This window comes from Streptomyces liliiviolaceus, assembly GCF_018070025.1.
Taxonomy (GTDB): domain Bacteria; phylum Actinomycetota; class Actinomycetes; order Streptomycetales; family Streptomycetaceae; genus Streptomyces; species Streptomyces liliiviolaceus.
This window is the reverse complement of sequence record NZ_JAGPYQ010000001.1, coordinates 1306818-1330906: the sequence shown is the minus strand read 5'-3', so window position 1 is coordinate 1330906 and position 24089 is coordinate 1306818. Positions and strand designations below refer to the sequence as shown.

Below are 24089 nucleotides of genomic sequence, written 5' to 3'. Positions count from 1 at the left end.
GAGGCCGAAAGATGTACGACCCCACAGTCGCCCGGCTCACCTACCGCGGCCTCCTCGGCCGCCGCCGGGCCCTCATCCTGGGCGCCCTGCCCGTCCTGCTGATCGTCATCTCCGCGGCCGTACGCGGCTTCACGGGCGCCGACGACCAGGTGGCCGCGGACGTCCTCGGCGGCTTCGCGCTCGCCACGATGGTGCCCATCATCGGCGTCATCGCGGGCACCGGCGCGATCGGCCCGGAGATCGACGACGGCTCGGTCGTCTACCTGCTCGCCAAGCCGGTCAAGCGCCCCACGATCATCTTCACCAAGCTGATCGTCGCCATCGCCGTCACCATGGTGTTCTCAGCGGTCCCGACGTTCCTCGCCGGGCTGATCCTCAACGGCAACGGCCAGCAGGTCGCCGTCGCCTACACCGTGGCCGCGCTGGTCGCCTCGATCGCGTACGCCGCGCTCTTCCTGCTGCTCGGCACCATCACGCGGCACGCGGTGGTCTTCGGGCTCGTGTACGCCCTCGTGTGGGAGGCGCTCTTCGGGACGCTGGTCTCCGGGGCGAAGACGCTCAGCGTCCAGCAGTGGTCGCTCGCGGTGGCCCACAAGGTCTCCGGCGGCGATCTCGTCACCTCGGACGTGGGTCTCACCACCGGCACGGTGCTGCTGGTCGTGGTGACCGTCGCCGCCACCTGGTTCGCGGGACAGAAGCTGCGGACGCTGACGCTGGCCGGCGAGGAGTAGGCCTTCCGGGGCCCGGTGAGGCGGGGCCTCCGGTGGCCGATGCGGCTCCACGCGCGCGTGGAGCCGCATTCGTTTCGATCGTGCCGTGCGGTTCGATCGTGCCGTGCGTTTTGATCTTGAAGTCGGTTTTACGCCGGTGACGGCACACTTGCCCGAGGGGATGCGACGAGGAGGAACGGGGATGGCAGCACAGGCACCACGCGGTGACGGACGTGGCGACGGACGCGGTGACGGGCAGAGCCCCGGCGAAGGCCGGGGGGAGGTTGCCGGGGAGGTCTGGGACGAACTCGTCCTGGACGAGGACTTCATACGGTCCGCCGACACGGCCGAGCCGTCCGCGCGCGCCCGTATGCTCGCCGCCCGCTGGCGCGAGGGCGGCCCCGATCCACAGCCCTGGCGCTCCGACGAGCCGCCCGCGGGATGGTTCTTCAGCAAGGCGCGGCGGCGCAGGTGGCGGCGCCGCTGAGCGGCCCGCCCGCCGTGCGCCGGACGCCCTTTTATTCAGTGGCGTCCGACTCGTCCCACGGGCACAGTGGTCATGTCCAGGCCGCCGGATTCCTCCGGCGCCGCAGTCCGGGTGAGGAGCACGACGATGCCTTTCAGTGGCGGTGCGTCGGGCTCCCGGCAGGGCAGCGCGCGGGCTCCGGAGTAGTCAGCTCCGTCGGGTCCGCCCCGTCAGGGAGCTGCCCGGGGCGGCCGCTTCGAGCGCGTACCTCCGCGCGGGCCGCCCCTCCCGGGCGGGACCCGAGGTGCCGAGACGCCGTGGAGCCGCTAGGGCCTAGCCCAGCAGCCTCTCCAGCACCACCGCGATGCCGTCCTCGTCGTTCGACAGGGTCATCTCGTCGGCCACGGCCTTGAGCTCGGTGTGGGCGTTGGCCATCGCCACGCCGTGCGCCGACCACGCGAACATCGGTATGTCGTTCGGCATGTCGCCGAAGGCGATCGTGTCGGCGGCCTTCACGCCCAGGCGGCGGGCCGCCAGGGAGAGCCCCGTGGCCTTGGACAGGCCCAGGGGCAGGATCTCCACGATGCCCTCGCCCGCCATCACGATGTTCACCAGCGAGCCCGCCGCCGCCCGCGCCGCGGACGTCAGCTCGTCGTCGGTGAGACGGGGATGCTGGATGTACATCTTGGTCAGGGGCGCGGCCCACAGCTCGGCCACGTCGGTGAACGGGACGGACTCCAGCAGGCCCTGCACGCGGTAGCCGGGGCCGACCAGCACGTCACCGTCGAGTCCGTCGCGGCTCGCGGCGAGGGCCAGCGGGCCGACCTCCGCCTCGATCTTGGCGAGGGCGAGCCCCGCCAGCTGCCGGTCGAGGGTCACCGACGTGAGCAGCCGGTGCGCCCCGGCGTCGTACAGCTGGGCGCCCTGGCCGCACACCGCGAGGCCCTCGTACCCGAGGTCGTCGAGGATGTGCCGGGTCCAGGGCACCGCCCGGCCGGTGACGACGAGGTGCGCGGCACCCGCCGCGGTGGCCGCGGCGAGTGCCTCACGGGTGCGCTCCGAGACCGTGTCGTCGGAGCGCAGCAACGTTCCGTCGAGATCGGTCGCGACGAGCTTGTACGGGAACGCCCCGGACGCCTCCGATGCCTCGGAGGCCCCGGTGGTCTCTGTGGACCCTGTGGACTGGGTGGTCTCTGTGGACTGGGTGGTGCCGGTCACTTGGAGATCGGCTCCAGCAGTTCACGGCCGCCCAGATATGGACGCAGCACCTCGGGCACCCGTACGGAACCGTCGGCCAGCTGGTGGTTCTCCAGGATCGCCACGATCGTGCGCGGAACGGCGCACAGCGTGCCGTTCAGCGTCGCGAGCGGCTGCACCTTCTTGCCGTCCCGCATGCGCACCGACAGCCGGCGGGCCTGGAAGCCGTCGCAGTTCGAGGCCGAGGTCAGCTCGCGGTACTTGCCCTGGGTCGGGATCCACGCCTCGCAGTCGAACTTGCGCGAGGCGGAGGAGCCCAGGTCGCCCGAGGCCACGTCGATGACCTGGAAGGGCAGCCCGAGGCCGGTCAGCCACTGCTTCTCCCAGTCGAGGAGCCGCTGGTGCTCGTTCTCCGCGTCCGCCGGATCGACGTACGAGAACATCTCGACCTTGTCGAACTGGTGCACGCGGAAGATGCCCCGGGTGTCCTTGCCGTACGTGCCGGCCTCGCGGCGGAAGCACGGCGAGAAGCCCGCGTAGCGCAGCGGCAGCTTGTCCGCGTCGAGGATCTCGTCCATGTGGTACGCCGCGAGCGGGACCTCGGAGGTGCCGACCAGGTAGAAGTCGTCCTTCTCCAGGTGGTACACGTTCTCCGCGGCCTGGCCGAGGAAGCCCGTGCCCTCCATGGCGCGCGGGCGGACCAGCGCCGGGGTCAGCATCGGGATGAAGCCGGCCTCCGTGGCCTGCGCGATCGCCGCGTTGACGAGGGCGAGCTCCAGGAGCGCGCCGACACCCGTCAGGTAGTAGAAGCGCGAGCCGGACACCTTGGCGCCGCGCTCGACGTCGATGGCGCCCAGCGCCTCGCCGAGCTCCAGGTGGTCCTTGGGCTCGAAGCCCTCGGCGCCGAAGTCGCGGATCGTGCCGTGCGTCTCCAGGACGACGAAGTCCTCCTCGCCGCCGACCGGGACGTCGGGGTGCACGAGGTTGCCGAGCTGCTGCAGGAGCCGCTTGGTCTCCTCGTCCGCCTCGTGCTGCTCGGCGTCGGCCGTCTTGACGTCGGAGGCGAGCCGGCCGGCCTTCTGGAGCAGCTCGGCCTTCTCGTCGCCCGAGGCCTTGGGGATGAGCTTGCCGAGCGCCTTCTGCTCGGAGCGCAGCTCGTCGAAGCGGACGCCGGACGACCTGCGCCGCTCGTCGGCGGAGAGCAGGGAGTCGACGAGCGCGACATCCTCTCCACGGGCGCGCTGGGAGGCGCGAACACGGTCGGGGTCCTCACGAAGCAGGCGAAGGTCAATCACCCCACAAGGCTACCGGTGCGGGGTTCCGGGACACGACCCGGTATTCCGATCTGTCGCTTCTGTCATGCTTTGCGAGAATTGTCGAATCGTTTGAATTGTGTCGATCCTCGTCGGATCCGCGTCAATCGAAAAGGGCCCAACTCCCTGGAACGGGGCAGGCGGGAGGTGGCGGGTTGACTCGATTCCCTTGTGGCGCAAGGGACTTGGCATGGGGGTTGTCCACAGGAATCCACACCCTCGAAAAGTTATCCACAGGCTGTGCGAAAGATCTGTGGACATCGGAAGTGATCGTTCCGAAAGCCGCATCCGGGGCGGGGAATTCCCGATCCAAACCCTCTCTACACCCACGTTCGGGTGGAAATGGTTCCCTCTAAGGGATTGGTCAGGGAAAACAGGTGGACGAAGGGTGACCTGCGGGGCTGTGGAAGCAGTTGTGGGTCATAGGCCGATTTGTCGACCATGTAGTGCTTCGTTGTCGACTTGTCCCCAGGTCGAGAAGCGAGCCTGTGGATAACTTCTGTGGACGAAGAAAATCTGCAGGTAGGACCAGCAGGTAGGACCAGCAGGTAGGACCAGCAGGCAGGACCGGCTAGAAGCGGCCGTCTTGGCAGCGCGCCAGCCAGTCCGAGGCCGCCGCGAACTCGCCGTCCGAGGTACCGGCCCGCGGTGCGCGGACGTCCGCCGGATCGACGTCGGCCTGCGGATAGGACCCGAGGAACCGCACCTTCGGGCAGACCCTCTTGAGCCCCATCAGCGCCTCGGCCACCCGCCGGTCCGCGATGTGCCCCTCCGCGTCGATGGCGAAGCAGTAGTTGCCGATGCCCTCACCGGTCGGCCGGGACTGCAGCAGCATCAGGTTGACGCCGCGGACCGCGAACTCCTGGAGCAGTTCGAGCAGGGCGCCGGGATGGTCGTCGCGCTGCCAGATCACCACGGACGTCTTGTCGGCACCGGTCGGCGCCGCGGGCCGGGCGGGCCGGCCCACCAGGACGAACCGGGTCTGCGCGTTCTCCGCGTCGTGGATCTCGGTCTCCAGGGCCTCCAGGCCGTACCGCGCCGCCGCGAACTCGCCCGCGAAGGCCGCGTCGTAACGCCCCTCCTGCACCAGACGGGCGCCGTCCGCGTTGGAGGCCGCCGACTCCCAGATGGCGTCCGGGAGGTTGTCCCTCATCCAGTTGCGCACCTGCGGCTGGGCGGCCGGGTGCGCGCTCACCGTCTTGATGTCGGACAGCTTCGTGCCGGGCCGGACCAGCAGCGCGAAGGTGATCGAGAGGAGCACCTCGCGGTAGATCATCAGCGGCTCGCCGACGGCCAGCTGGTCGATCGTCGTGGTGATGCCGCCCTCCACCGAGTTCTCGATCGGCACGAACGCCGCTTCGACCTCCCCGGCCCGGACGGCGTCGAGCGCCGCGGGGACGGACACCATCGGGACGAGCTGCCGGGTGGCCGTCTCCGGAAGAGTCCGCAGGGCGACTTCGGTGAAGGTGCCCTCGGGGCCGAGATACGCGTAGCTGGCTGGCATGGCCTCACCCTAATGGGCCTGGCGGAACTGGGCTCACGCTTCCGGAACCCCGCCCCGGTGAGCTGATCTCAGCCCTCCAGCAACTTCTGTCCCACGTACTCCCCCTTCGCCGCCCCGCCCGGCACCGCGAACAGACCGCTCGACTCGTGCCGGATGAAGGTGGACAGCGCGTCCCCGCGGTCGAGCTTGCGCTGCACCGGTACGAAACCGCGCAACGGGTCGGCCTGCCAGCAGACGAAGAGCAGCCCCGCGTCCGGCACACCGTCCGCGTCGATGCCGTCGTGGAAGGAGAAGGGCCGGCGGAGCATCGCCGCGCCGCCGTTCTCGTCGGGACGGGTGATCCGGGCGTGCGCGTTGATGGGGACGAGCAGCTTTCCGTCGCCGCCGGTCTTCTCCAGATCCATCGCGGTCGTCTCGGTGCCGCCGGTGCCGCTGGACAGCGGTGCCCCGTCGGACTTCCGGCGCCCGATCACGTCCTCCTGGTCCGTGACGGAGAGCTTCTCCCAGTCGTCGAGGAGCATCCGGATACGGCGTACGACGGCGTAGGAACCGCCCGCCATCCACGCCGGGTCGCCCGCGTCGGGCACGAAGATCCGCCGGTCGAAGTCGGACTCCGAGGGCTTGGGATTTCGGGTGCCGTCGATCTGCCCCATCAGATTGCGGGCCGTCAGCGGGCGTGTGGTGGCGCCGGGCGAGCGGTTGAAGCCGTTCATCTGCCAGCGCACCTTGGCCGCCCGGCCCGCGTCCTGCTGGATCGCGCGCAAGGCGTGGAAGGCGACGAGGGAGTCGTTCGCGCCGATCTGGACCCACAGGTCGCCGTTGCTGCGGGCCTTGTCGAGATGGTCCGACGAGAAGTCGGGCAGCGGGTCGAGGGCGATCGGGCGCTGCTTCTCCAGTCCCGTACGGGCGAAGAAGCTGTGGCCGAAGCCGAAGGTGACCGTGAGGGACGAGGGTCCGGCGTCGCGCGCCACGTCCGTGTCGTCGTTCGCGGACGCCTCGCCCGCCATCAGCCGCTCGGCGGTCGTCGACCAGCGCCGCAGCAGGGCCGCCGCCTCCTTGCGGCTCGCGCCCGCCGCCAGGTCGAAGGCGACGAGATGGCCCTTGGCCTGCAGGGCGTTCGTGATGCCCGGCTGATGTTTCCCGTGAAACATCGCCTCGTCCGCGCCCACCGAGTTGAGGAGCGCGGTCCGGTCGGCGGTGGGTGCGGCGGGCGCGGCGGCGTAACCGGCGGCTCCGCCCACCGCGCCGAGCGCGAGGCCCGCGGCACCGGCGGTGCCGAGCAGACGCCGCCGTGAGACGACACCGCTGGAGGAGGGCTCCGAAGCAGGGGTATTCGAAACAGGGCTCTTCGGAGCAGGGGTTTTCGGAACAGGGGTCTTCGGAGTGGACTGTTCAGCCATGGTGTCGTTCAGCCGATCTGCGCGTTCTTGTCCACGGTCACCTGGTCGATGTCGGACGTCCGCACGGTCACCTCGATCTGCCAGCTGCCCGCCATGGGGATCTGCACCCCGCTCGCCGTCCAGTGTCCGGTGGCGATGCGGTCGGGGACCACGGGCAGCGGTCCGATGTCCTTCGCCTTGAGGGTGAAGGCGACCTTGACCTCGGGAATGTCGAAGGCCTTGCCGTTCGGCCGCTCCACGTAGACGTGCATGTCGTTGCCGCCGACGCGGGCCGGGTCCAGTTCGACGCGGGCTATCCCCTTGCCGTCCTGACCGCCCGTGTCGAACGGGATGTCCAGCGACAGCGCCTCACCGGTCTGCTCCGCGGACGCGGCGGCGGTGGCGGCCTTCGCCTCCTCCTCCGTACGCCCCGGTTCGGTGGACGTGAGCACGGTGGTGACGGCCAGCAGGACGACCGCGACGCCCGCCTCGGCGAGCACCGAGCGGCGCAGGCCCGAGCGGACGGGGTCGGCGTCGCGCAGGCGCTTGTCGCGCGCGACGGCCACCGCGGCCCGCTGCCGGGCCAGCTGGGCGGCCCGCTTGCCGCCGCCCCCGTTCCCGCCTTCGCCGCCCGCGGGGACCTTCTCCTTCTCCTCCGGGCTCTCCCCGGCCCCGGCGGACGCTTTGGAGCCCTTGGCCCCCTTGGAGCTGTTGGACGCCTTGGCTCCCTTGGAGCTCTTGGACCCCTTGCCCCCGGACGATCCCGCCGAGCCCGTCGATCCGGACGATCCGGCCGAACCGTTCGACTTCTTGGAAGCCGAAGCCGAAGCCGAAGCCGAAGCCCCGACCGAGGCCTTCACCCGCTCCTTGGCAGGCGCCGGCGTCTGCGCCAGCCGGGCGGTCCAGCGCCGCGAGAACCACGCGATACCGACGAGGACGACCACCAGGCCGACCTTGATCATCAGCAGTTGCCCGTACCAGGTCCCGGTGAGCGCGGACCACGAGCCGACCTGCCGCCACGACTGGTAGATCCCGGTCACGACCAGCACGGCCACGCTGCCGAACGCGACCTGGGAGAAGCGCCGCACGGCGGACTCCTCGATCGACGGTGCCCGGTAGAGAGCCACCAGCAACGTCGACAGCCCGCCCAGCCAGACCGCGACGGCGAGCAGATGCAGCACGTCGGCGGGCATCGCGATCCCCGCCTGGAGACCGGTCGAGGCGTGCTCGGCCATCGCCCAGGTCGCGGCGAGACCGGCCGCCACGACGAACCCGCCGATGGCGAGCCCGAAAGTCAGGTCGCCCTTCTCCTCCTCGTCCTCGCGCTTCTCGTACGCCCCGAAGAGCACGGCGATGAACAGCGCGGCCGCGGCGAGCAGCAGCAGCCTCGACACCAGGGCGGCGCCCGTCTTGGTCTGCAGCACGTCGCTGAGCAGGTTCAGGTCGAAGACGTCCCCGAACTTCCCCGAGCCGGTGTACGACCCGCGCAGCATCAGCATGGCGAGCGTGGCCCCGGTCAGGGCGAGCCACCCGGAGACGACGAGGCGCTGCACCGCCCGTACACCGGTGCCGCGCTGCCAGCAGGCCAGCACGAAGGCCGAGCCGCCGACGAGCAGGATGAATCCCGCGTACGAGACGTAGCGCGCGAAGCCGTAGAGGCCGCCCACGAGCCCGCCGCCGGCCTCCTGGTCGGAGACGGCGACGGTGGTCGTGGAGGGCGCCCCGATGGAGAAGGTGAAGGCGCCGGCGACGGGATGGCTGTCCGCCGACACCACCTGGTAGGTCACGGTGAACGTGCCGTCGGGCAGGCCGGAGTGCAGCTTCACGGCGTACGTGTTGCCGCCCTGCCCGGACGTCTTGCCCGTGTCGACGCGCTTGCCCTTGGGGTCGAGCACGCGCACCGAGCCGTCGGACATCGCGACCTGCTCGGAGAAGGTGAGCGACACCTGGGCGGGAGCCTCGGCGACCACCGTTCCCTGCTGGGGGTCGCTCCCGGTCAGGGCGGCGTGCGCGGAGACGGGCACGGCCCCGGCGAGGAGCGCGCCGGTGACGGCGAGGAGCAGCAGCAACAGCGTCCGCACACGGGGAGCGGTGGTCTGGCTCAAGGGTGGTCCCTCCCTCAGTGGTGCGATGTCATGGACAGAGCGGACAGAGCGGATGCAGCGAACACGGTGGACGGGGCGGTCGGAGCAGTCGGAGCAGTCGGGGCGGAAGACGACCGCGAGGACGATTTCGTCGCTGCCGACGGCTGGTAGGTGGCGGACTTCACCGGCATCTCGACCTTGATCGGATCGGACTTGGTGAAACGCAGCTCCAGGGACACCGTGTCGCCCTCCTTCGGCTTGCGCTTCAGCTTCTCGAACATGAGGTGGTCGCCACCGCTCGCGAGGACGAGCTTGCCGTGGGCGGGGATGTCGAGGTCCTTCACCTGCTCCATCGACTGCCCGACGGTCGTGTGGATGGTGACCTCGCCGGCCACGTCACTGGTCACGGAGGACAGCCGGTCGGCCGCACCGCCGTCGTTGGCGATGACCAGGAAACCGGCCGCCATGGAGTCCGACACGGGCTGCGGCATATAGGCGGAGCCCACCGAGAGCCCGCTGCCGGAGCCCCCCGAGCCGCCGGAGTCCGAGTCCCCGCAGCCCGACAGGATCAGTGCGGCGGCGGCCACGAGGGCCGCCGCGGACGCCGTACGACGGGTCACGGCTTCGCGCCCTTGATCAGCGCGGGGAGGTCCTTGGTGTAGTCGTCGACGGTGGCGTCCTCGCCGTACAGCACGTAACCGCCGTCGGTCTTCGGGGAGAAGGCGATGACCTGCGTGCCGTGCATGGAGGTGACCTTGCCGTCCTTGTCCTTCGTCGGCGCCTCGATGGAGATGCCCAGCGTGCGGGCACCCGCCTGGATCGTGTCGAAGGAGCCGGTCAGGCCGACGACGTCCGAGTCGATGCCCTTGAGCCACTTGCCGAGCGCGGCGGGGGTGTCGCGCTCGGGGTCGGTGCTGACGAAGACGATGCGCAGCGAGTCCTTCTCGGCCTGGGACAGCTTCTTGTCCTGGGCGAGCTGCTTCTTGGCGACGGCGATGTTGTTCATCGTCAGCGGGCAGACGTCGGGGCAGTTGGTGTAGCCGAAGTAGACCAGCGTCGGCTTGCCCGCGGTCGCCTCGCGGAGGTCGTACTTCTTGCCGTGCGTGTCGGTGAGGACCAGGTCCGGCTTCTCGAACGGCTTGTCGAGGACCGTGGCGGCCTTGTCCGAGCCGGTCCCGGTGGACACCTCGGCGACGGTGTTGTCACTGCCGCTGTCGCCACTGCCGCAGGCGGAAAGGGTCAGAGCGGCCGCGGCGAACAGCGCGGCCACGGCGTACGTCTTCTTGCGCATAGTGCATTCTCCTGGGGACGCCGTACGCGATCTCCTGTGTACGGGCCCCGGCCCCGGCCGGAAACGGACCGGCCGGGATCGCGATGGGCGTCCGACGTCGGATCGGTCGGACCTGACCTGCGCGGAGGCCGTACCGGACCGGCGGGGGCCGGTCCGGACCTGCGCGCAGGCCGTATGGGACTTATGCGTTGGTACGCCGACGGCCGGCCAGAACGCCGAACGCCACGCCCGCCACGCCGACGACGATCCCCACGACGCCCAGTACACGGGCCGTGGTGTCGCTGCTGTCGGAGGAGGCGGCCTCGGTGGTCGAGGCGGCGGCCTTCGCGTCGTCGGCCTTCTCGGCGTCGGCGTCGTCGTCGGAGGCGGCGGACCCGTGGTGGTCGTCGGTCGCGGCGGACAGCGCGAGCACCGGAGCGGGCGTCTCGGGCTCCTCCTCGCCCTTCTCCTGGGTCTCGATCCAGCGCACGACCTCGTCGTTGGAGTACGTCTGGATCGCCTTGAAGACCAGTTCGTCGGCGTCCTCGGGCAGCGCGCCGATGGAGAGCGGGAACTTCTGGAAGAAGCCGGGCTGGATGCCCTTGCCGTCCGCGGTCCAGGTGACCTTGGTGACGGCCTCGTTGATCTTCTCGCCGTGCAGTTCGAGCGGCTTGTCGAGCTTGGACTTGGTGACCTTGACGTTCCAGCCGTCGACGGGCTGCGGCATGACCGAGGCGAGCGGGTGGTCGGCCGGGAAGTTGATCTCCAGCTTGGTGGTCGAGGCCTTGTCGCGCTCGTTCGGCACCTTGAAGTTGACCGTCGCGTAACCGCCCTTGGCGGCCGTGCCCTCGGGCTGCACGCTGACGTGCGCGAACGCGGGGCCGGACAGGACGAGGACGGCGGAGGCGGCGACGACACCGGTCGCGGCGATACGAGAAGCCTTCATGGCAGACAACACTTCGCTTTCAGCACTGGTTCGGTGAAGAACCGTTCGGTGAAGAACTGGGGATTGCGCGCGCGTGAAAGAGCGGGCACGCGCGCGTGCCGCACGACGGCACCCCTGGAGTGGTACGTCCGAAGAAGTACGTCCGAAGTGGTCCGTCGTGTCAGACGGCGAGGGCGAGTGCCTCGCCGGCCGGCGGACCGCGCCGGCTGACCGAGTGCTGAAGAGCGGTCGTCCGCGGGGCCGGTGGCTCGTCCGCCCGGACGCGCGGGGCGCCGGGCACCGCCGGGAGCGCGCCGGGCAGGCCCGACAGCAGGGCCCGTACGAGCGCCAGGGCGCCGCGCAGGGATACCAGCGGCCCTTCCGTCATTCCGTGCGCCGAGAGCCGCAGGAGGCGCCGCAGGGCGATGTCCCCGCGGCGCAGCAGCCACCCGGCGGCGACGGCGGCGAGCACGTGGCCGAGGAGCATCGGCAGCGACGGCAGCACCGACGCCGGTGATCCGGCGGCGGCCGACATGGCGCCCGTCTGCTCGTGCAGCGCGTGCGAGGTGCCCATGCCGGTACTCGTGCCGCCGGTGCCGATGCTGCCGCCGGTGCCGAGTTGTGCGTCGGCGAGGATCCGCTGGGCCTGGGCGGGGCTGAGCGTCGCCACGGACGCGCCGCACACCAGCCGCGCGGCCCGGGCCACCAGCGAGGTGTCCACCCCGGTGGAGGCGGTGGAGGTGGCGGCCGCCGTGCCGTGCTGTCCGAGTCCGAAGAGCGTGTGCAGCACCGTCTGGCCGGTCGCGAGGAGCACGGTGATGCCCGGCAGCGAGCGCTCACGCCCGGCGAGCGGCGCCGCGACGGCGAAGACGGCGAGAAAACCCACCCCGAGCGACCACGGCGGAACCGTCGCGCAGGAGGCGATGGAGTGGCCTGCCGCGGCCAGCACGACACAGACCGCGGTGAACACCGCGGCCCTCAGGACCCGGAGATCACCTCCGGTGCGCGCGCGCTGGTGGGGGGCAGTCATGGCGGGCTCATCATCGCACTGGCCTTACCCGCCCCATACGGCAGGTCCACAAGATGACGTGCGGACCGGAAGATGAGGTTCTGGCACTGTTCGCCCGCACATGCACCGGCATGCGTTCGTCATGTGTCCGGCATTGTGTCGGATACACACCGGCTATACACCGGCAGATGGCCTCGGTACATCCCCCGTATGGGCGTTCTCACGTCGGCCGCACGCTTAGTTCCGGGCTCCGGCGGCAATACGTATCGGTATGTCGAGCCGCGGCCAGGAGGCTGGAGCATGAGCATCTGGTGGTCCCTCCATCTCCGGCGTGAAGCGGCGAGCGTTCCGCTCGCCCGGCGCCTGCTGATCGGCACGATGGAGTCGGCGGGGGTGGATCCTGACATCTCCTACGACATCTCCGTCGCGCTGAGCGAGGCCTGCGCCAACGCCGTCGAGCACGGGGGCGACACGGACCGGGGGAAGCCCACCGAGGCCTACCGGGTCACCGCCTATCTGGACGGCGAGAAGTGCCGTATCGAAGTGACCGACTCCGGCCCGGGCTTCCCGTCGGGACGCAGCCGTGCGCCCCTGCGGCCCTCCCACAGCGACGCGGAGCACGGCCGTGGCCTGTGTCTGATCCAGGAGCTGGCCGACCATGTCCAGATCGGCAGTTCCGTCAGGGGCGGGGCCGTGGTCAGCTTCGACAAGATCCTCAAGTGGCGCGAGGGCACGTCGCTGCTGGCCACCTGACGGCACGTCCCGGCGATCCGCTCCAGGGGCTCACCCCGGAGATCCGCCCCAGGGGCTCACCCCAGGAGCTCACCCCGGCGACTCACCCCTGGACGGCCCCCCAAGAGGGGCGTTTTCCCGCCGATTTCAGCTTTCCCGGCATTCTCAGGGGGCTCACAGCTTTCACCCATGTCCCTGACGGGTGGTCTCCCTAGCTTTTCTGTCATGACGGGAACACACAAAGGCACGAGCATCACGCGGCGCCGGGCCCTCGCGGTCACCGGCGGTACGGCCGCGGCCGGCGGTCTCGCGTTCGCCGGATACCAGTCCGCCTTCGCCGACGGGACGACCGCCACGACTGCGGGGACCGCCACGGAGACGGCCTCCGCGAGCGCGTCGGCCACCTCGGGCAGCGGTACCTGCGTCCTCATGTCCAGCGTCACCGAAGGCCCGTACTACCTGGACGGCGCCCTCGTGAGGAAGGACATCACCGAGGGCAAGAGCGGTGTCCCGCTGACGCTGCGCATCACCGTGCAGGACATCACGGAGTCCTGCGCCCCGGTCGCCGGCGCGGCCGTGGAGATCTGGCACTGCGACGCCTGGGGCTACTACTCGGGCTACACGACGGCCAACCCCGGCGGCTCCGCGCCCGCCGAGAGCGAGGACGGCTCGACCGCCGACGACAAGACGTATCTGCGGGGCTACCAGGTCGCGAACGCCAACGGGGTCGTCACGTTCGAGACCATCGTCCCCGGCTGGTACACGCCGCGGACCTGCCACATCCACGTGAAGGTGCACACCGGTGGCGAGAAGGAGGACGGCACCTACGAGGGCGGCAAGGTCAACTACACCGGCCAGCTCTTCTTCGACGACGACATCGCCGAGCAGATCTTCGAACTGGAGCCCTACTCCAAGCACTCGGGCACCTGGACCAAGCTCGACGACGACATGGTCTACGACGGTGGGGGCGCCTCCAGTGGCCTGCTCACCCTCAAAGCCGTGCACAAGAAGGACCCCTCCAAGGGCTACAAGGGCTCCATCACGCTCGGGATCGACCCGGACGCCGAGAACACCGGCGCGGGCAGCGGCGGCGGTGGCGGCGGCACGCCCCCGAGCGGCGCTCCGAGCGGGACCCCCAGCGACGCGCCGAGCGCGTCGGCCTCCTCCTCCGCCGCCTCCTCGTAAGGGGGCCGCGGGCGATGAGCAGCCGTGCGGACGAGACGCTGGCGCGGGCCGCGGTGACCGCGCTCACCGGGCAGCTGGCGCTGGCACCCAAGCCAGGACTGCCCGACCCGCGTGATCTCGGTGCCCGGGTGACCGGTGAGGACCACTGTTCACTGCGCTGGTCGGCCAAGGCGCTGGAGCCGGGCCTCGCGGCGATGGCCGCCGCCGCCCGCCGCACCGGTTCGCCGACGCCCGAACTCCGGGCGGAACTGGGCGCGATCGGGCGCTGCACCGAGCACTCGGTGGGTCTGGCGGGCGGCGGGCACCGCGGAGCGCTGTGGGTGCTCGGCCTGCTGGTGGCCGCCGCGGCCCTGGAACCCCGGGCCGGCGGTCGGGACCTGACCGCGGCCGCCAAGCGGATCGCGGCCCACTCCGACCGGCGGGCGCCCCGACGGCCCTCCCGCGGCTCCTCGGTCTCCGCGAAGTACGGAGCGGCCGGCGCCCGGGGCGAGGCGAAAGCCGGCTTCCCCCATGTGCGCCGGGCGCTGGACACGCTGGCCGCGGCCCGCACCGCGGGCGTCCCCGAGCCGTACGCGCGGCTCGACGCCCTGCTGACCGTCATGTCGACGCTCCAGGACACCGAGTTGCTGTACATGGCGGGACCGCACGGTCTGCGGCACGTGCAGGCGGGTGCGCGCGGGGTCGTCGAGGCGGGCAGCACGTCCACCGAGGCGGGCCGCGCGGCCCTGGCCGCCTTCGACGCGGACCTCCACGCGCGCGCGTGGAGCCCCCGCGGAAGCAGCGGGCTGCTCGCGGGGGCCCTGTTCGCGGACTCGCTTCCGGTGTGGGTCAGTTCACGGGTACCGGCCGCTTGAGCGTCGGTTCCGGGGCCGGGCCGCCGAATGGGTCCGTGCCCTGGCCCTCCGTGCCCCGGCTCTGCGTCGCCCACCGCACCGCGGGCCCCATCGCGTACGAGGCCGCCAGCGTCAGGGTGCCGAGGAGCAGCCAGCCCGGCGTGCCCCAGCCCACCAGCAGTGCCGTCAGCACCAGCGGGCCCAGCGTCCGCGCCACCGTCACACCCGTACCGAAGAAGCCCTGGTACTCGCCCACCCTGTCGGGCGGGGCGAGGTCGAAGGAGAGCTGCCAGGACCCCGCCGACTGCTGCATCTCGGCGACGACCTGGAGCACCGCGCCGACCGCCAGCACGCCGACCGCCGTCCACGGCGAGACCCCGGCCGACAGGGCGAACACCGCGCACGAGGCCAGCATCACGAGCCCCGAACGCCGTACCGCGCGCGTGGCCGACGCCGTGCCCGTCACGCCGCGGGCCGTCCGCACCTGGAAGAGCATCACCGCACCGGTGTTGAGCACGAACAGCGCGGAGACCACCCATGTCGGAGCCGCGGTCCGCTCGGCGATCCACAGCGGGATGCCCAGACTCAGCAACGGCATCCGGAGCAGCAGCACGGTGTTGAGGAGGGTCACGACGGCGTAGGGGCGATCGCGCAGCACGCCGGACGCGTCACCCCGCCCGGCAACATCCCGCCCGGGCCCCTGATCGACCTCCACGCGCGCGTGCGTCCCGTTTCGCTTGTGCGTCCCGTCCACGGCCGGCAGCCGCAGCAGCACCGCCGCGCACAGCAGGAAGCTCGCCGCGTCCAGCGCGAACACCCCGAGGTAGGCCGCCCGCGACCCCGCGTTCAGTGCGAGTCCGCCGAGGCCCGCCCCCACCGCGAGCCCGGCGTTGAGCGTCGACTGGAGGTGCGCGAGCAGCCCCGTGCGCTCCTGGCGGGACACCAGGCCGGCCAGCAGCGCCTGCCGGGCCGCCGCGAGCCCGGACTGCGCGGTCGCGTACGCGCACGCCGCCAGCACGAACGGCACGAAGCCGCGTACGACGAGGAAGGACGCCACGGCGAGGCTCGTGGCCAGCGCCAGGAGCACCGCCGTGCCGCGCGGCCCCCGCCGGTCGGCGAGCCGGCCCAGGGGCACGCCCGCCACCGAACCGACCGCCCAGGCGAGCGTCAGCCCGAGTCCCACGCGCGCGGGTGCGAGCCCGACCACATGCGTGAAGTAGAGGGCGGAGGTGACGTAATAGGCGCCGTCCCCGACGGAATTGCTCAACTGGGCCAGGGCCAGGACCCGCTGCGGCCCCGCGGGCGGGATCACACGGTTCGCCCGTACGGACGCCTCGGCTGCCGTTGCTCGGTTGCTCATGGCTACGACGCTATGGGGACGGTGGACCTCTCGGCAGACCCAATATCCACGCTGTTCCTTGGCCCAATTCCCGCCCTGCCCAAGGCCGGTCCTGCCTCGGACCCGTCCTGCCTCAGAGCCCGTCCAGCACCTGCCCCAGCGCTTCCAACGCCTCCGGATAGACCCGCTCCCGAGGCGTCCCGTATCCCACCACGAGCCCCTGGGGCCGTCCGTCGCCCGGCATGTGCCAGTGCTCGCCGAGGTGCCCCACCGCGAGGCCCTTCTCCGCGGCCCGCGCCAGCACCGCCCCCTCGTCCGCCACCTCGACCAGCGCGTGCAGCCCCGCCGCGATGCCCCGTACGCCCCGCCGCGTGCCCAGCCGGTCGAGGAGCTGGTCGCGGCGGCGCCGGTAGCGCAGCCGGCACGCGCGTACGTGCCGGTCGTAGGCGTGGCCCGTGATCAGCTCGGCGAGGGCCAACTGGCCGATGGACTCGGTGTGGTGGTCACTGTGCAGCTTGGCGTCGGCGACCGCGTCGACGAGGTGCGGCGGCAGCACCATCCAGCCGAGCCGCAGCGCGGGTCCGAGCGTCTTGGACGCCGTCCCCAGGTAGGCCACCTGCCCGGGTGCCATCCCCTGGAGCGCGCCCACGGGCTGCCGGTCGTAACGGAACTCCCCGTCGTAGTCGTCCTCGACGATCACCCCTCCACGCGCGCGTGCCCAGTCCGTGAGGGCCCGCCGCCGCTCCGGGTGCAGGGTCACCCCGGTCGGGTACTGGTGCGCGGGCGTGACCACGACGGCCGCCGCGTCACCGAGCCCCCGTACGAGGACGCCCCGTTCGTCGACCTCCGCGGGGGCCACCGTCCCGCCGTTGTGCCGCACCACGTCCCGGTGGAAGGGCAGCCCGGGGTCCTCCATGGCGATCGCCCCGCCCTCCAGCACACGGGTGAGGAGCGCGAGCCCCTGTACGTATCCGGTCGTGACCACGATCCGCTCGGGCGGCGCGATCACCCCGCGGGCCCGCCCCAGGTACCCCGACAGCGCCGTCCGCAGTTCGATCCGGCCGCGCGGATCCCCGTAGTCGTACGCCAGGGAGGGCGCGTTCGCGATCGCCCGGCGCAGCGCCCGCAGCCAGGCCGCCGCCGGAAACGTACCGACGTCGGGGCTGCCGGGCCGCAGATCGAAACGGGGCGCACGCGTGCGTGCCGACGCTTTCGGAGCGGCAGCGTCCACGGAGGGCAGCGGGGCGACCTGCGTGCCCGCCCCCTGCCGCGCGGTGAGATAGCCCTCGGCGACGAGCTGGTCGTACGCCGCCTTCGCCGTGCCGCGCGAGATCCCGAGCTCGACGGCGAGCCGCCGGGTCGCGGGCAGCCGTGCCCCGGGAGCCAGCCGCCCGTCCCGGACGGCGTCGCGCAACGCCCGTTCGAGCCCGGCGCGACGCCCGTCGGAGACGTCGGGTTCGAGATGCAGATCGACACCGACACCGGCCCAGAACGAGTCCACCGACCAGATCCCCTTCTGCCGGGGCCGCGAGGAACCGCGCAGCCTTTTGTCTTGAGGGGCGCGGGGAACCGCGCGGCCGGCCACAGCGCACCCGCAGACGAAAACGGCCGGCCACCCCTTCGGTGCCCGGCCGTTCACTTCACTTCATGTCACTGTCTGCCAGCCGACCGCAGGTCAGGCCGTGATCGCGGCCATCCACGCCTCGACCTCGTCCGACCGGCGAGGGAGCCCCGCGGACAGGTTCCGGTTGCCGTCCTCCGTGACGAGGATGTCGTCCTCGATCCGGACGCCGATGCCCCGGTACTCCTGAGGCACGGTCAGGTCGTCCGCCTGGAAGTACAGCCCCGGCTCGACGGTCAGGCACATGCCGGGCTCCAGCGTCGCGTCCACGTACGTCTCCGTCCGCGCGGCCGCGCAGTCGTGGACGTCCATGCCGAGCATGTGACCGGTGCCGTGCAGCGTCCAGCGGCGCTGCAGCCCCAGCTCCAGGACCCGCTCGACCGGGCCCTCGACGAGCCTCCACTCGACGAGCTTCTCGGCCAGCACACGCTGGGCGGCGTCGTGGAAGTCCCGGTACTTGGCACCCGGCTGCACGGCCGCGATGCCGGCCTCCTGGGCCTCGTACACGGCGTCGTAGATCTTCTTCTGGATCTCCGAGTACGTGCCGTTGACGGGCAGCGTGCGCGTGACGTCGGCCGTGTAGAGGGTGTGGGTCTCCACGCCCGCGTCCAGCAGGAGCAGGTCCCCGGAGCGCACCGGGCCGTCGTTGCGCACCCAGTGCAGCGTGCACGCGTGCGGTCCGGCCGCGCAGATCGAGCCGTAGCCGATGTCGTTGCCCTCGACCCGCGCGCGCAGGAAGAACGTGCCCTCGATGTACCGCTCGCTGGTCGCCTCGGCGCGGTCCAGGACCTTGACGACGTCCTCGAAGCCGCGCACGGTCGAGTCGACCGCCTTCTGCAGCTCGCCGGCCTCGAACTCGTCCTTGACCAGCCGGGCCTCGGAGAGGAAGACCCGCAGTTCGGAGTCGCGCTCGGCGGTGACCTTGTCGGTGAGCGCCGCCTCGATCCCGGCGTCGTGACCGCGCACGACCCGGACCGGACCGGTGGCCTCGCGCAGCTTGTCGGGCAGTTCACGGACGTCCGAGGCGGGGATGCCGTACAGCTGTTCGGCCTCGGCCAGGGAGTGGCGGCGGCCGACCCACAGCTCGCCCTGGCCGGAGAGCCAGAATTCGCCGTTCTCGCGGTCGGAGCGCGGCAGCAGGTAGATCGTGGCCTTGTGGCCGTCGGCGGCCGGCTCCAGCACGAGGACGCCGTCCTCGGTGAGGCTGCCGGTCAGGTACGCGTACTCGACCGAGGCACGGAAGGGGTACTCCGTGTCGTTCGAGCGGGTCTTCAGGTTCCCCGCAGGGACGACCAGGCGCTCGCCCGGGAAGCGCGCGGAGAGCGCGGCACGGCGGGCCGCCGTGTGCGCGGCCTGCGCGATCGGCTCCAGGCCGTGCAGCTCCGTGTCGGCCCAGCCGGACTTCATGCTCTCGGCCAGCTCGTCGGACACACCCGGATACAGGCCGTTCTTGCGCTGCTTGATGGGCTCTTCTTCATCCGCCTGGTCGGCGGCATCTTCAAGCACGGCTTCCGGGGTCTCCGGAATGAGCGCCTCCGACACGATCTGCCTCCTCGATACGACTCTGGACGCTGTCCATCGTACGGTCGTACGGAAGAGCGCCCAGGGCCGGAAGACCCGATGACGTGCGGCTCACACACGGGGCGACGTGCGGCTCGGACACGAGGCGCGCGGCGGGGCGCACAGCTCGTCCGCAGCGGGGCGTGCGGCTCACTCGAAGAGGGCCGCGAGCAGCACCACGTCCTCGTCGCTGTCGGCGTCGTCGAGGCCGTCCGGCAGCATCGTCCGCAGGACGTGGTCGGCGACGGCGCCCGGGTCCGCCCGCAGGGCCCTGGGCACGCTCGCGGCGGCCGCGTGCAGCCGCGAGAAGGCCCGGTCCATGGGATCGCCGGTCCGGTGCAGCAGCCCGTCCGTGTAGAGCAGAACCGTCTCTCCAGGCTCCGCCCGGAACTCCACACTGGGCGCCTCCCAGCAGGCGAGCATCCCCAGGGGCGCCGAGAGCGACGTCTCCACGTACTCGGTGCGCCGCTCGCCGATCACCAGCGGCGGGCTGTGTCCGGCCCCGGCCAGTGTGATCTTGCGCAGTGCCGGCTCGCAGTACGCGAACAGGGCGGTGGCGGAGCGGGCCGGTTCGGTGAGCCGCAGCAGCAGTTCGAGGTCGGACAGGACGGCGACCGGGTCCTCGCCCTCCATCACCGCGTACGCCCGCAGGGAGGCCCGCAGCCGGCCCATCGCGGCGACGGCGCTGGGGCCGGACCCGGTGACGGACCCGACCGCGAGGCCGAGCGCGGCGTCGGGTAGCGGCAGCGCGTCGTACCAGTCGCCGCCGCCGCGCGGTCCCGTGCGGTGCCGGGCGGCGAGCTGGACCCCGGAGACCCGGGGCAGCCGGGAGGGGAGCAGCTCCTCCGAGATGGTCGCGATGCACGCGCGCGTGCGCTCCAGTTCCACCAGGCGGGCCAGGTGCTCGGCCGCGTGCGCCGTGTAGAGGCCGATCAGGTGGCGCTGTCGCTCGACGGGCTCGGCCGGCTCGTCGTAGAGCCACACGGCGGCGCCCAGCCGGCCCGCCGCGTCCGTGGACAGCGGCAGCGCGTAGCTCGCGGCGTAACCGAGCCGGGCGGCCACTTCACGGTGCCGCGGGTCGAGCCCGTCGTCGGAGAGGAGGTCGGGCTGGGCGATCTCGCCCTCGCCCCCGGGAAGCCCGTCGAGGATCTTCCCGTACGACGTGGAGCTGCGCGGGACGGTCTCGATGTGCCCGAGATCCGCCCGGGCGAGGCCCAGGCCGATCGTGGTGTCCGGGCCGAGGCCGTCGCCCGGTTCCAGCACCACGAGACCGCGCCGGGCGCCCACGAGGGCGGATCCGGCGCGCAGCAGTTCCTGGAGGGCGTCCGCCAGTGAGGCGGTCCGTGCCAGTCGCTCGGTCAGCTCGTGCAGGGTGGTGAGATCGGACACCCAGCCTGCGAGTCTGTCCTGGAGGACGGCTCCCGGGGCGTGTGGGGAAGTGGCCGGTGGGGAACCCGTGGCGGCACGGTTCGGCGCGACAGTGTGTGTGGGTGAGGGAACCGTTGAATCGATTCCGGCCACTTTCGGGAGGTGAGGGGCGTTCATGGTGTCCGGCTTTCCGACCGGTGCGTATTGCTCAATAGCATCGCAAACCCCCATGTCATTCTGCGCCGCTGGCAGTGTCTCCACATGTACACGCACTCGTAAGGGGATGTCCAGCATTGTCCTGCTGGGATTCCTGGTGTCCGTGGGACTGCTACGGAAAGGTAAAGTTGGCTTAAAATAGACTCTAGTCACGGTGTATTGCGGTCGACTGGCCTAGCTCCACAGAGCGTCACAACGGTCGTGATGGGTACGTACTCGGTGAAGGCCAGGTGTGGTGGGGTTCCTCACGGAACCCTCCCGGAACCTGGCGACGGACCCGGGCGTCTTAACCACCGACGACCGTGCCCCATCCTCCCGTGGCGGAGGCGGCGAGATATACGCGGGACAGCAAACGCCAGGCGCCGCCACCCCACGCCATGCCCGTGCTTTAGCCAGACGCAGTATGGACGCGGACGCAACCAACGCTCGGCCCATAGGGGTTCCCCTTGTCTCCGACGAGGGTGTGATGCGCCAGTAGGTACGCACAGTGAAGTGATCGACACATGGTGTGATGTGGTTCCTCGGCGTTCAACGGAAAGGAACGAGCGCACATGCGCGAGATCCTCGGAAGGCGACGCAGGCTCCTGTCCAGGCGGAACGACGGGAGGCCTGAGATGCTCAGCGCGGCCCTGACCTTCGCGACCCAATGGCAGTGGCCCGTACTCCCGGGTGTGGCCCCGGACCCGCAGGGGCGGGCCCGATGCGGGTGCCCGGACCCGGAGTGCACGGTGCCAGGTGCCCACCCCTTCGACCCCGGCCTGCTCGCGGCCACCACCGACGAGCGCATGGCGCGCTGGTGGTGGACGAACCGGCCGACGGCCCCGATCATCCTCGCCACCGGAGGAAAGGCCCCGTGCGCGGTGAGCCTGCCGGCTCCGGCCGCGGCCCGGGCGCTGGCCGCCCTCGACCTCAAGGAAATGCGCCTCGGCCCCGTGATCGCGTCCCCGACGCGCTGGGCGCTGCTCGTGAAGCCGTACTCCCTGGAGCAGCTGGGTGAGCTGCTCTACGCCAAGGACTTCGTGCCCGGCTCGCTGCGTTTCCACGGCGAGGGCGGTTACGTGGCCCTGCCGCCGTCCGAGACCGGACAGGGCGGGATCCGCTGGGAGCGGGCTCCGCTGCCGGGCTCGGCCGCCCCCTGGGTGCCCGATGTCGAGGCCGTGGTGGACGCGGTGGTGGAGGCTCTCACTCGTACGGGTGTGAGCGCCCCCGAGTTGTAGGGGACTCGGGCGCGCGGCGAACCGCGCGCCCGCCCTCGCTCGTTATCGTCCCCTTTATGCTGCGTCACTCCGGGGGACGACCCCTGGACTCCCTGTACTCACCGCACTCCCCGCATTCTCCGGACCCCGACCGACCGGATCCCCGAAAAGTCCGCCTCGCGATGCTGGCGGTCATCGTCGTTCTCACGGTCGCGCTGCCGCTGGCGGTGGCCTCCGCGGGGCCGGTGGGTCGCGATGCTCCCGCGTCCTCCTCCTTGCTCTCCTCCGCATCCTCACTGCCGTCCGCACGTGCGTCCGCACAGTCGTCGGACGGCGATGGCCGGGACGCCGGCGGCCGTGACGGCGACAGTCGTAACGCCGGCGGCCGTGATGCAGGCGCTTCTGATTCCGGCGGTTCCGATTCCGGCGGTTCTCGTTCGGCCGGTTCCGGTTTCGGTCGTCCCGGTTCCGACGGGGCGCCCGGCTCCGATCGCGCCGACGGCGGGACGCCCGAGCGGCACCCCTCGGCTTCCGGGCGCTCCCTGACGCTCGGTGTGGGGCTCGCCACCGCCGCCCGCTGCGGACCCGAACTCGCCTCCCCCGACGGCATCGAGGCGCAGACGTGCGTACTGACGCAGGGGCGGGAGACCTGGGCGCGTACCTACTACCGCAACGCGACCGGTGACGCCCTCACGTCCGTACTGACTCTTCTGGCGCCCGGAGGCCGCACCGTGCGGATGTACTGCGCCGTGGGCGCGGACGACGAGCCGGGGGTGTGCGAGACGCCGCGGGAGCGGACGGTGGGCGACGCCTCGGAGTACTCGGCGATCGCTGAGTTCGCCGGGTCCGCGGAGGGTGCCGAGGGGCCGCTACTTCTGCGCTCGGGGAGCAACTCGCCTGTGCAGAAAGCGCGTTGAGGACTTCGCCGAGGACGGTCCCGGGTCCGGACATGAAAAGACCCGGTTGCTGGCGACGGGGGATGCACCAGCAACCGGGCTATTGGAACGGTAACAAGAGATCGGCGGTTCGCAAATTCGATCTCGGCTATTCAGACACGGATTCGCTTGTCACGACCGGGAGTTGTGACAGGAGTCACCCGGTTTGCGCACCTGTCGCCCGGCTGACCGGTCGGTCAGCCGGGGCCGGGTGCACGCCGTGCGTCAGCTGAGGGTGACCTGGCGATTGGTGAGACCGCCCCGTGCCCGGCGCTCGTCCGCGGTGAGCGGTGCGTCCGTGGCCAGCGCGGCGGCGAGCCGCTCGGCGAACTCGGACGCGGGCTTCTCGATGTCCTCGGCCGAGACGCCCGTCGGCAGGTCCCAGACCGGGACGGTGAGCCCGTGGGCACGGAAGGAACCGACCAGTCGGGTGCCTTCGCCGAGGCTCGACCGGCCCTCCGCGTGCAGCCGCGCGAGCGCGTCCAGAAGCTGCTCCTCGGGGTGCGGCATGACCCAGCGCAGGTGGTTCTTGTCGGGGGTCTCGCACCAGTACGCGGCGTCGACGCCGGCGAGCTTCACCGTCGGGATGGCGGCGGCGTTGGCGCGCTCCAGGGAGGCGGTGACCTCCGTGGCGGCGTTCTGCGCGTCCGGAACCCAGAATTCGAAGCCCTCGTGCACAACTGGCTCGAACGCGCCTTCGGGGTCGAGGAGATCCTGCAGACGCACGCCGTCGCCCGGGGCGCGGCGGCCCTGCACCGGAGTGCCCGGTTCCGCGGTGAGCGCGCGCTGGAGCGTGTCCGCAAGGTCGCGGCTGATGTCGCCGGACGCCGTGTCGTTCTGCAGGCCGATGAGGACCGAGCCGTCCTCGCGGCGCAGGGCCGGCCACGCCATCGGCAGCACCGTCGCGAGGGTGACCGACGGCACGCCCTCCGGAAGGGCGTCCTTCAGGTGCAGCTCTACGGTCGCCGCGGGCACCAGCTCGCGCAGCGCGATCCAGTCGCCCTCGCTCGGCAGGCCCTCGAACGGCCGGTGGACCAGCTCGGTCACGGCGTGCGCGGCGGCGCGTCCGTGACACGCCTTGTAGCGGCGGCCGCTGCCACAGGGGCAGGGCTCGCGTGCTCCGACGACCGGGACGGGTCCGTCCGCTCCGGCGGCGCGGGCCCCATCCTGCCGCTGCGGCTGCTTGGCCTTCGTCTGGGGTCGCTTCTTGGCCATCGTGGATGTCTCCCGGTTACGGCTCGACTCGT

General features: G+C 71.4%; 20 protein-coding genes and 1 pseudogene. 7 read left to right on the top strand and 14 right to left on the bottom strand.

Annotated elements, in window-relative coordinates; all coding sequences use genetic code 11:
• The first annotated feature begins 11 nt into the window (after positions 1–11).
• Both J8N05_RS05890 and J8N05_RS05885 read left to right on the top strand, forming a co-directional pair.
• Positions 12–731 (top strand): ABC transporter permease, encoded by a 720-nt coding sequence (locus J8N05_RS05890; protein ID WP_210881397.1) that lies wholly within the window; start codon positions 12–14, stop codon positions 729–731.
• Positions 732–912: 181 nt separating this feature from the next.
• Positions 913–1197: an SGM_3592 family protein gene (locus J8N05_RS05885; protein WP_210881396.1), complete on the top strand. Its 285-nt coding sequence runs from the start codon at positions 913–915 to the stop codon at positions 1195–1197.
• Between the two features lie 312 nt (positions 1198–1509).
• Here the strand turns inward: J8N05_RS05885 and J8N05_RS05880 are convergent, their stop codons facing one another.
• The 9 genes and pseudogenes from J8N05_RS05880 to J8N05_RS05840 form a co-directional block, all read right to left on the bottom strand.
• The gene (locus tag J8N05_RS05880; RefSeq protein WP_210881395.1) at positions 1510–2394 is read right to left on the bottom strand and encodes an HAD family hydrolase; all 885 of its coding nucleotides are present in this window, start codon (positions 2392–2394) and stop codon (positions 1510–1512) included.
• Positions 2391–3668, bottom strand: a complete 1278-nt coding sequence (gene serS, locus J8N05_RS05875; protein ID WP_210881394.1) for a serine--tRNA ligase — start codon at positions 3666–3668, stop codon at positions 2391–2393. Before serS ends, J8N05_RS05880 begins: the two co-directional genes overlap by 4 nt.
• Positions 3669–4257: 589 nt before the next feature.
• The gene (gene pheA / locus J8N05_RS05870; RefSeq protein WP_210881393.1) at positions 4258–5190 is read right to left on the bottom strand and encodes a prephenate dehydratase; all 933 of its coding nucleotides are present in this window, start codon (positions 5188–5190) and stop codon (positions 4258–4260) included.
• A 68-nt stretch (positions 5191–5258) separates the two neighbouring features.
• Complete coding sequence (gene efeB, locus J8N05_RS05865; RefSeq protein ID WP_210881392.1) at positions 5259–6590, bottom strand: iron uptake transporter deferrochelatase/peroxidase subunit; 1332 nt, start codon at positions 6588–6590, stop codon at positions 5259–5261.
• Between the two features lie 8 nt (positions 6591–6598).
• Complete coding sequence (locus J8N05_RS05860; RefSeq protein ID WP_210881391.1) at positions 6599–8674, bottom strand: copper resistance CopC/CopD family protein; 2076 nt, start codon at positions 8672–8674, stop codon at positions 6599–6601.
• A 134-nt stretch (positions 8675–8808) separates the two neighbouring features.
• A pseudogene (locus J8N05_RS05855) lies at positions 8809–9273 on the bottom strand (copper chaperone PCu(A)C); the annotation flags it as partial.
• Positions 9270–9944: an SCO family protein gene (locus J8N05_RS05850; RefSeq protein WP_210881389.1), complete on the bottom strand. Its 675-nt coding sequence runs from the start codon at positions 9942–9944 to the stop codon at positions 9270–9272. The pseudogene J8N05_RS05855 and the gene J8N05_RS05850, both read right to left, overlap by 4 nt.
• Positions 9945–10125: 181 nt before the next feature.
• Positions 10126–10869, bottom strand: coding sequence for a YcnI family copper-binding membrane protein (locus J8N05_RS05845; RefSeq protein ID WP_210881388.1), 744 nt, complete (start codon positions 10867–10869; stop codon positions 10126–10128).
• 160 nt (positions 10870–11029) lie between these two features.
• Entirely contained in the window at positions 11030–11878 is an 849-nt protein-coding gene (locus J8N05_RS05840; RefSeq protein ID WP_210881387.1) for a hypothetical protein, read from the bottom strand.
• A 279-nt stretch (positions 11879–12157) separates the two neighbouring features.
• Here J8N05_RS05840 and J8N05_RS05835 point away from each other — a divergent pair, with 279 nt between their 5' ends.
• The 3 genes from J8N05_RS05835 (at position 12158) to J8N05_RS05825 (ending at position 14628) form a co-directional block, all read left to right on the top strand.
• A complete protein-coding gene (locus J8N05_RS05835; protein WP_210881386.1) occupies positions 12158–12610 on the top strand; it encodes an ATP-binding protein in 453 nt (150 codons plus the stop codon).
• Positions 12611–12814: 204 nt separating this feature from the next.
• Positions 12815–13774 carry an intradiol ring-cleavage dioxygenase gene (locus tag J8N05_RS05830; protein WP_247706164.1) on the top strand — a complete coding sequence of 320 codons (960 nt, stop codon included), beginning with the start codon at positions 12815–12817 and terminating at the stop codon, positions 13772–13774.
• A 14-nt stretch (positions 13775–13788) separates the two neighbouring features.
• Entirely contained in the window at positions 13789–14628 is an 840-nt protein-coding gene (locus tag J8N05_RS05825) for a triphosphoribosyl-dephospho-CoA synthase (RefSeq protein ID WP_210881384.1), read from the top strand.
• Here the strand turns inward: J8N05_RS05825 and J8N05_RS05820 are convergent.
• The 4 genes from J8N05_RS05820 to J8N05_RS05805 all read right to left on the bottom strand — a co-directional run bounded on the left by J8N05_RS05820 (position 14603) and on the right by J8N05_RS05805 (position 20789).
• Positions 14603–15967, bottom strand: a complete 1365-nt coding sequence (locus J8N05_RS05820; protein WP_210881383.1) for an MFS transporter — start codon at positions 15965–15967, stop codon at positions 14603–14605. The two genes, J8N05_RS05825 and J8N05_RS05820, sit on opposite strands and share 26 nt — an antisense overlap.
• Before the next feature lie 112 nt (positions 15968–16079).
• A complete protein-coding gene (gene pdxR / locus J8N05_RS05815; RefSeq protein WP_210881382.1) occupies positions 16080–17447 on the bottom strand; it encodes a MocR-like pyridoxine biosynthesis transcription factor PdxR in 1368 nt (455 codons plus the stop codon).
• Positions 17448–17621: 174 nt separating this feature from the next.
• The gene (locus J8N05_RS05810; RefSeq protein WP_407699884.1) at positions 17622–19109 is read right to left on the bottom strand and encodes an aminopeptidase P family protein; all 1488 of its coding nucleotides are present in this window, start codon (positions 19107–19109) and stop codon (positions 17622–17624) included.
• A 168-nt stretch (positions 19110–19277) separates the two neighbouring features.
• The gene (locus tag J8N05_RS05805) at positions 19278–20789 is read right to left on the bottom strand and encodes a PP2C family protein-serine/threonine phosphatase (RefSeq protein WP_210881381.1); all 1512 of its coding nucleotides are present in this window, start codon (positions 20787–20789) and stop codon (positions 19278–19280) included.
• Between the two features lie 473 nt (positions 20790–21262).
• Between J8N05_RS05805 and J8N05_RS05800 the strand changes: the two genes are divergently transcribed.
• Positions 21263–21928, top strand: coding sequence for a bifunctional DNA primase/polymerase (locus J8N05_RS05800; protein WP_210881380.1), 666 nt, complete (start codon positions 21263–21265; stop codon positions 21926–21928).
• A gap of 161 nt (positions 21929–22089) precedes the next feature.
• Complete coding sequence (locus J8N05_RS05795) at positions 22090–22824, top strand: hypothetical protein (protein ID WP_210881379.1); 735 nt, start codon at positions 22090–22092, stop codon at positions 22822–22824.
• A gap of 243 nt (positions 22825–23067) precedes the next feature.
• On the opposite strand, the gene J8N05_RS05790 is transcribed toward J8N05_RS05795, so the two are convergent.
• The gene (locus tag J8N05_RS05790) at positions 23068–24057 is read right to left on the bottom strand and encodes a DUF5926 family protein (RefSeq protein WP_210881378.1); all 990 of its coding nucleotides are present in this window, start codon (positions 24055–24057) and stop codon (positions 23068–23070) included.
• Positions 24058–24089: the final 32 nt, after the last annotated feature.